At 50.6% G+C, this 5,582-nt stretch carries 2 tRNA genes and 3 rRNA genes; all 5 read left to right on the top strand.

From position 1 onward, the window contains the following. The first annotated feature begins 374 nt into the window (after positions 1 to 374). The 5 genes from AACY26_RS21225 (at position 375) to rrf (ending at position 5,557) form a co-directional block, all read left to right on the top strand. A 16S ribosomal RNA gene (locus tag AACY26_RS21225) occupies positions 375 to 1,917 on the top strand. Positions 1,918 to 1,982: 65 nt separating this feature from the next. Continuing rightward, positions 1,983 to 2,059 (top strand) — tRNA-Ile (locus tag AACY26_RS21220). A gap of 31 nt (positions 2,060 to 2,090) precedes the next feature. Then, positions 2,091 to 2,166: transfer RNA gene (locus AACY26_RS21215), tRNA-Ala, on the top strand. A 258-nt stretch (positions 2,167 to 2,424) separates the two neighbouring features. Continuing rightward, a 23S ribosomal RNA gene (locus tag AACY26_RS21210) occupies positions 2,425 to 5,315 on the top strand. Between the two features lie 126 nt (positions 5,316 to 5,441). Continuing rightward, positions 5,442 to 5,557: ribosomal RNA gene (gene rrf / locus AACY26_RS21205) — 5S ribosomal RNA — on the top strand. Together the 16S, 23S and 5S rRNA genes with 2 tRNA genes alongside form the textbook arrangement of a ribosomal RNA operon. The last annotated feature ends 25 nt before the right edge of the window (positions 5,558 to 5,582 follow it).

Raw genomic sequence — 5,582 nt, 5'->3', positions numbered from 1 at the left:
AAAAGAGGTGTTGACAGCGGTTTTGAACGCTGTAGAATGCGCCTCCCGCTGACGAGAAGCTGGTTTGATCGGAAGCGCAAGTGGTTGAGTAGAAACGGTTTTCTTCGGAAAAGAACTTCGAAAAACAGCTTGACAGTAAATGAGGCTGCTGTAGAATGCGCGCCTCGGTTGAGACGAAAGACTTAACCAACCGCTCTTTAACAACTGAATCAAGCAATTCGTGTGGGTGCTTGTGAGGTAAGACTGATAGTCAACAGATTATCAGCATCACAAAGCAACACTCGTTAATTCGAGAGTTACCTTACATTAATTTGTAAGTTTTGCGATTGCTGAGCCAAGTTTATAAGGTTTTCTCAAAACCTAATTGCAGTATTGAACTGAAGAGTTTGATCATGGCTCAGATTGAACGCTGGCGGCAGGCCTAACACATGCAAGTCGAGCGGTAACAGGAGGTAGCTTGCTACTTTGCTGACGAGCGGCGGACGGGTGAGTAATGCCTAGGAATCTGCCTAGTAGTGGGGGATAACGTTCGGAAACGGACGCTAATACCGCATACGTCCTACGGGAGAAAGTGGGGGACCTTCGGGCCTCACGCTATTAGATGAGCCTAGGTCGGATTAGCTAGTTGGTGAGGTAATGGCTCACCAAGGCGACGATCCGTAACTGGTCTGAGAGGATGATCAGTCACACTGGAACTGAGACACGGTCCAGACTCCTACGGGAGGCAGCAGTGGGGAATATTGGACAATGGGCGAAAGCCTGATCCAGCCATGCCGCGTGTGTGAAGAAGGTCTTCGGATTGTAAAGCACTTTAAGTTGGGAGGAAGGGCAGTAACTTAATACGTTGCTGTTTTGACGTTACCGACAGAATAAGCACCGGCTAACTCTGTGCCAGCAGCCGCGGTAATACAGAGGGTGCAAGCGTTAATCGGAATTACTGGGCGTAAAGCGCGCGTAGGCGGTTTGTTAAGTTGGATGTGAAAGCCCCGGGCTCAACCTGGGAACTGCATCCAAAACTGGCAAGCTAGAGTACAGTAGAGGGTGGTGGAATTTCCTGTGTAGCGGTGAAATGCGTAGATATAGGAAGGAACACCAGTGGCGAAGGCGACCACCTGGACTGATACTGACGCTGAGGTGCGAAAGCGTGGGGAGCAAACAGGATTAGATACCCTGGTAGTCCACGCCGTAAACGATGTCAACTAGCCGTTGGATTCCTTGAGAATTTAGTGGCGCAGCTAACGCATTAAGTTGACCGCCTGGGGAGTACGGCCGCAAGGTTAAAACTCAAATGAATTGACGGGGGCCCGCACAAGCGGTGGAGCATGTGGTTTAATTCGAAGCAACGCGAAGAACCTTACCTGGCCTTGACATGCTGAGAACTTTCCAGAGATGGATTGGTGCCTTCGGGAACTCAGACACAGGTGCTGCATGGCTGTCGTCAGCTCGTGTCGTGAGATGTTGGGTTAAGTCCCGTAACGAGCGCAACCCTTGTCCTTAGTTACCAGCACGTTATGGTGGGAACTCTAAGGAGACTGCCGGTGACAAACCGGAGGAAGGTGGGGATGACGTCAAGTCATCATGGCCCTTACGGCCAGGGCTACACACGTGCTACAATGGTCGGTACAAAGGGTTGCCAAGCCGCGAGGTGGAGCTAATCCCATAAAACCGATCGTAGTCCGGATCGCAGTCTGCAACTCGACTGCGTGAAGTCGGAATCGCTAGTAATCGTGAATCAGAATGTCACGGTGAATACGTTCCCGGGCCTTGTACACACCGCCCGTCACACCATGGGAGTGGGTTGCACCAGAAGTAGCTAGTCTAACCTTCGGGAGGACGGTTACCACGGTGTGATTCATGACTGGGGTGAAGTCGTAACAAGGTAGCCGTAGGGGAACCTGCGGCTGGATCACCTCCTTAATCGACGACATCAGCTTCCTTATAAGCTCCCACACGAATTGCTTGATTCATTGCGAAAGACGATTGGGTCTGTAGCTCAGTTGGTTAGAGCGCACCCCTGATAAGGGTGAGGTCGGCAGTTCGAATCTGCCCAGACCCACCAATTGTTGAGGGGTTAGGCCTTAGATGTAAATGGGGCCATAGCTCAGCTGGGAGAGCGCCTGCCTTGCACGCAGGAGGTCAGCGGTTCGATCCCGCTTGGCTCCACCACTTACAGATTGCTTGATTCGTTTTTGTTAGTGTTCAGAAATGAGCATTCCTGTTTAGGCAGTTGAATGTTGATTTCTGGTCTTTGACTAGAAAGAAAAATCGTTCTTTAAAAATTTGGGTATGTGATAGAAGTGACTAATTGATTACTTTCACTGGTAATTAATTTGGTCAAGGTAAAATTTGTAGTTCTCAATTGCAAATTTTCGGCGAATGTCTACTTCACGTTATAGACAATAACCAGATTGCTTGGGGTTATATGGTCAAGTGAAGAAGCGCATACGGTGGATGCCTTGGCAGTCAGAGGCGATGAAAGACGTGATAGCCTGCGAAAAGCTTCGGGGAGGTGGCAAATAACCTTTGATCCGGAGATGTCTGAATGGGGGAACCCACCTAACATAAGTTAGGTATCTTGCACTGAATACATAGGTGTAAGAGGCGAACCAGGGGAACTGAAACATCTAAGTACCCTGAGGAATAGAAATCAACCGAGATTCCCTTAGTAGTGGCGAGCGAACGGGGACTAGCCCTTAAGTTGATTAGAGATTAGCGGAACGCTCTGGAAAGTGCGGCCATAGTGGGTGATAGCCCTGTACGCGAAAATCTCTTTTCAATGAAATCGAGTAGGACGGAGCACGAGAAACTTTGTCTGAATATGGGGGGACCATCCTCCAAGGCTAAATACTACTGACTGACCGATAGTGAACTAGTACCGTGAGGGAAAGGCGAAAAGAACCCCGGAGAGGGGAGTGAAATAGATCCTGAAACCGTATGCGTACAAGCAGTGGGAGCAGACTTTGTTCTGTGACTGCGTACCTTTTGTATAATGGGTCAGCGACTTATTTTCAGTGGCAAGCTTAACCGAATAGGGGAGGCGTAGCGAAAGCGAGTCTTAATAGGGCGTTTAGTCGCTGGGAATAGACCCGAAACCGGGCGATCTATCCATGGGCAGGTTGAAGGTTGGGTAACACTAACTGGAGGACCGAACCGACTACCGTTGAAAAGTTAGCGGATGACCTGTGGATCGGAGTGAAAGGCTAATCAAGCTCGGAGATAGCTGGTTCTCCTCGAAAGCTATTTAGGTAGCGCCTCGTGTATCACTGCTGGGGGTAGAGCACTGTTTCGGCTAGGGGGTCATCCCGACTTACCAAACCGATGCAAACTCCGAATACCAGCAAGTGTCAGCACGGGAGACACACGGCGGGTGCTAACGTCCGTCGTGAAAAGGGAAACAACCCAGACCGTCAGCTAAGGTCCCAAAGTTATGGTTAAGTGGGAAACGATGTGGGAAGGCTTAGACAGCTAGGAGGTTGGCTTAGAAGCAGCCACCCTTTAAAGAAAGCGTAATAGCTCACTAGTCGAGTCGGCCTGCGCGGAAGATGTAACGGGGCTCAAACCATACACCGAAGCTACGGGTTCATCTTAGGATGAGCGGTAGAGGAGCGTTCTGTAAGCCTGTGAAGGTGAGTTGAGAAGCTTGCTGGAGGTATCAGAAGTGCGAATGCTGACATGAGTAACGACAATGCGAGTGAAAAACTCGCACGCCGAAAGACCAAGGTTTCCTGCGCAACGTTAATCGACGCAGGGTGAGTCGGCCCCTAAGGTGAGGCAGAAATGCGTAATCGATGGGAAACGGGTTAATATTCCCGTACTTCTAATTACTGCGATGGAGGGACGGAGAAGGCTAGGCCAGCACGGCGTTGGTTGTCCGTGTTTAAGGTGGTAGGCTGAGATCTTAGGTAAATCCGGGATCTTAAGGCCGAGAACTGATGACGAGTTGTCTTTTAGACGACGAAGTGGTTGATGCCATGCTTCCAGGAAAAGCTTCTAAGCTTCAGGTAATTAGGAACCGTACCCCAAACCGACACAGGTGGTTAGGTAGAGAATACCAAGGCGCTTGAGAGAACTCGGGTGAAGGAACTAGGCAAAATGGCACCGTAACTTCGGGAGAAGGTGCGCCGGTGAGTGTGAAGGGTTTACCCCGTAAGCACATGCCGGTCGAAGATACCAGGCCGCTGCGACTGTTTATTAAAAACACAGCACTCTGCAAACACGAAAGTGGACGTATAGGGTGTGACGCCTGCCCGGTGCCGGAAGGTTAATTGATGGGGTTAGCTAACGCGAAGCTCTTGATCGAAGCCCCGGTAAACGGCGGCCGTAACTATAACGGTCCTAAGGTAGCGAAATTCCTTGTCGGGTAAGTTCCGACCTGCACGAATGGCGTAACGATGGCGGCGCTGTCTCCACCCGAGACTCAGTGAAATTGAAATCGCTGTGAAGATGCAGTGTATCCGCGGCTAGACGGAAAGACCCCGTGAACCTTTACTATAGCTTTGCACTGGACTTTGAGTTTACTTGTGTAGGATAGGTGGGAGGCTTTGAAGCGTGGACGCCAGTTCGCGTGGAGCCAACCTTGAAATACCACCCTGGTAACCTTGAGGTTCTAACTCTGGTCCGTTATCCGGATCGAGGACAGTGTATGGTGGGTAGTTTGACTGGGGCGGTCTCCTCCTAAAGAGTAACGGAGGAGTACGAAGGTGCGCTCAGACCGGTCGGAAATCGGTCGTAGAGTATAAAGGCAAAAGCGCGCTTGACTGCGAGACAGACACGTCGAGCAGGTACGAAAGTAGGTCTTAGTGATCCGGTGGTTCTGTATGGAAGGGCCATCGCTCAACGGATAAAAGGTACTCCGGGGATAACAGGCTGATACCGCCCAAGAGTTCATATCGACGGCGGTGTTTGGCACCTCGATGTCGGCTCATCACATCCTGGGGCTGAAGCCGGTCCCAAGGGTATGGCTGTTCGCCATTTAAAGTGGTACGCGAGCTGGGTTTAGAACGTCGTGAGACAGTTCGGTCCCTATCTGCCGTGGACGTTTGAGATTTGAGAGGGGCTGCTCCTAGTACGAGAGGACCGGAGTGGACGAACCTCTGGTGTTCCGGTTGTCACGCCAGTGGCATTGCCGGGTAGCTATGTTCGGAAAAGATAACCGCTGAAAGCATCTAAGCGGGAAACTTGCCTTAAGATGAGATCTCACTGGAACCTTGAGTTCCCTAAAGGGCCGTCGAAGACTACGACGTTGATAGGTGGGGTGTGTAAGCGCTGTGAGGCGTTGAGCTAACCCATACTAATTGCCCGTGAGGCTTGACCATATAACACCCAAACAATTTGCTGTTTGTGTGTCATAACAGAAGTTGATAAAACCGAAAGTTTGCAAGACTACAAACATCACATACCCGATTCGAAGCAGCGTCCCTGACGAGGCTTCAAACAAATTGCTTGACGACCATAGAGCATTGGAACCACCTGATCCCATCCCGAACTCAGTAGTGAAACGATGCATCGCCGATGGTAGTGTGGGGTTTCCCCATGTGAGAGTAGGTCATCGTCAAGCGCCTATACCGAAACCCCAGATCATG

This window comes from Pseudomonas sp. RL_15y_Pfl2_60 (genome assembly GCF_963970595.1).
Classification (GTDB): domain Bacteria; phylum Pseudomonadota; class Gammaproteobacteria; order Pseudomonadales; family Pseudomonadaceae; genus Aquipseudomonas.
Note: the sequence above shows the minus strand (reverse complement) of the source record. Positions and strands in the feature narration are given on the sequence as shown.